The organism is Herminiimonas sp. (assembly GCF_030645555.1).
In the GTDB taxonomy this organism is placed as follows: Bacteria; Pseudomonadota; Gammaproteobacteria; order Burkholderiales; family Burkholderiaceae_D; genus Oxalicibacterium.
The window spans coordinates 1-1,904 of sequence record NZ_JAUSME010000156.1 but is presented as its reverse complement, the minus strand read 5'-3'; the positions used below and the strand labels follow the sequence as shown (position 1 = coordinate 1,904).

Annotated in this window: 2 protein-coding genes; one reads left to right on the top strand and one right to left on the bottom strand. The window is 53.5% G+C overall.

Annotated elements, in window-relative coordinates; all coding sequences use genetic code 11:
- Positions 1-5: 5 nt before the first annotated feature.
- Positions 6-341, bottom strand: coding sequence for a hypothetical protein (locus Q7T06_RS06345; RefSeq protein ID WP_304782078.1), 336 nt, complete (start codon positions 339-341; stop codon positions 6-8).
- A gap of 256 nt (positions 342-597) precedes the next feature.
- Here Q7T06_RS06345 and Q7T06_RS06340 point away from each other — a divergent pair.
- The coding region (locus Q7T06_RS06340; RefSeq protein ID WP_304782074.1) for a DEAD/DEAH box helicase at positions 598-1,904 on the top strand (1,307 nt) is incomplete at its 3' end.

Here is a 1,904-nt window from a genome sequence, read left to right as displayed (position 1 = left end):
TTTCATTATTCGCTACTTTCTAAAAATTTGTAGTATCCGCAGCGGTCGCACATTAAATATCTTTTCTCTTTGTTTTCTATGTCTATGGCACCGAACTCATGTCCGCGTTTCTCGCATAAATTTTTTCTTCGCCAAATAATGTATCGATTATGTACTAGAAAAATTATGCAGAAAGCAAACGTGCTGACGGCATATAGCAAGATACTTAGAGTGTCTCCGAGCTTACTCTTTGGAAGCGCATCAACAAGAATGTAAATCGTGATTCCAGCGCCTATAAACGCTAGGAAACCAAAGAAATAGCCTTCGTTAGAGATTTTCTTTTCCGCAGTTTCATCTAGCATTTAAGTCTCCCGCTTTCCCGTTGAATTAACACGAGGGTCTATAAATATACAAAACCAAAACATACCTCTTACTTGCCGGAAATACAATAATAGCTTTGTGCCCAGTCGTGAGACTGCACGTATATAGAGATGGCGTACTCTGCACGGCCTTATATATAGTCAGGTTTCCATCGGTATGGTCTGTTCGCCCGGTAAGGGAGTAAACTGCGTACCAAATCTTTCGCAGTCCGCGATCCGAATCTTCCTGTGAGCAACCATGTCTGAACCATCCACCCCCTTATTTGCCGACCTTAACCTGAGCGAGCCGCTGCTGCGTGTGCTCAAGGAGCTCGGTTACGAGTCGCCGTCGCCTATCCAGGCCGCCACTATCCCGCTGCTGCTGAATAACCGCGATGTGCTGGGCCAGGCGCAGACCGGCACTGGTAAAACGGCGGCTTTCGCCTTGCCTATTCTTGCCCGTATCGATATCAAACAGACCACGCCGCAAGCCCTGGTGCTGGCGCCTACGCGTGAGTTGGCGATCCAGGTAGCGGAAGCGTTTCAGCGTTATGCGACGCATATACCGGGTTTTCACGTGTTGCCGATTTATGGCGGCCAGAGTTACGTTTCGCAATTGAGCGCCTTGCGCCGCGGCGTGCATGTGGTTGTCGGCACGCCGGGTCGCGTGATCGATCACCTGGAAAAAGGCTCGCTCGATCTGTCGAAGATCAAGACCATGGTGCTGGATGAAGCCGACGAAATGCTGCGCATGGGCTTTATCGACGATGTGGAAAAGATCCTGCAAAAGACGCCGGAATCGCGCCAGACCGCCTTGTTCTCGGCGACGATGCCTTCCGCGATCAAGCGCATAGCGACCACTTACTTGCGCGATCCCGATTTGATCACGGTCGCTGCGAAGACCGGCACCGCCGACAATATCCGCCAGCGTTACTGGCTGGTCAGCGGCATGCAAAAGCTGGAAGCGCTGACGCGTATCCTGGAAGCGGAAACCTTCGACGGCATGATCATCTTTGCGCGTACCAAATTGGGTACCGAAGAATTGGCCAGCAAATTGCAGGCGCGCGGTTTCTCCGCGGCGGCGATCAATGGCGACATACAACAGCAGCAGCGCGAGCGCACTATCCAGCAACTGAAGGATGGCAAGATCGATATCCTGGTCGCTACCGACGTGGCCGCGCGCGGTCTGGACGTTGAGCGCATCAGCCACGTGATCAACTATGACGTGCCGCACGATCCGGAAAGCTATACCCATCGCATAGGTCGTACCGGCCGCGCCGGCCGCAGCGGCGAAGCGATACTGTTCATTGCGCCGCGCGAGCGCAATCTGTTGAAAGCGATCGAGCGCGCCACGCGCCAGCCTATCTCTGTGCTGGAATTGCCTAGCGTGGAAGCGGTCAACGATGTGCGTATCTCGAAGTTCAAGGAACAGATTGCAGAAACCATCGCCGCCGGTGGCCTGGAAGTATTCCATTCGCTGATAGCAGACTACGAGCGCGAACACAATGTGCCGGCAGTGGAAATTGCCGCGGCACTGGCCAAGATGGCGCGTGGCGAAGTGCCGCT

What these genes read in the sequence shown, in the direction of transcription:
- Q7T06_RS06345 (WP_304782078.1), bottom strand. Translation starts at nt 341, where the DNA reads ATGCTAGATGAAACTGCGGAAAAGAAAATCTCTAACGAAGGCTATTTC.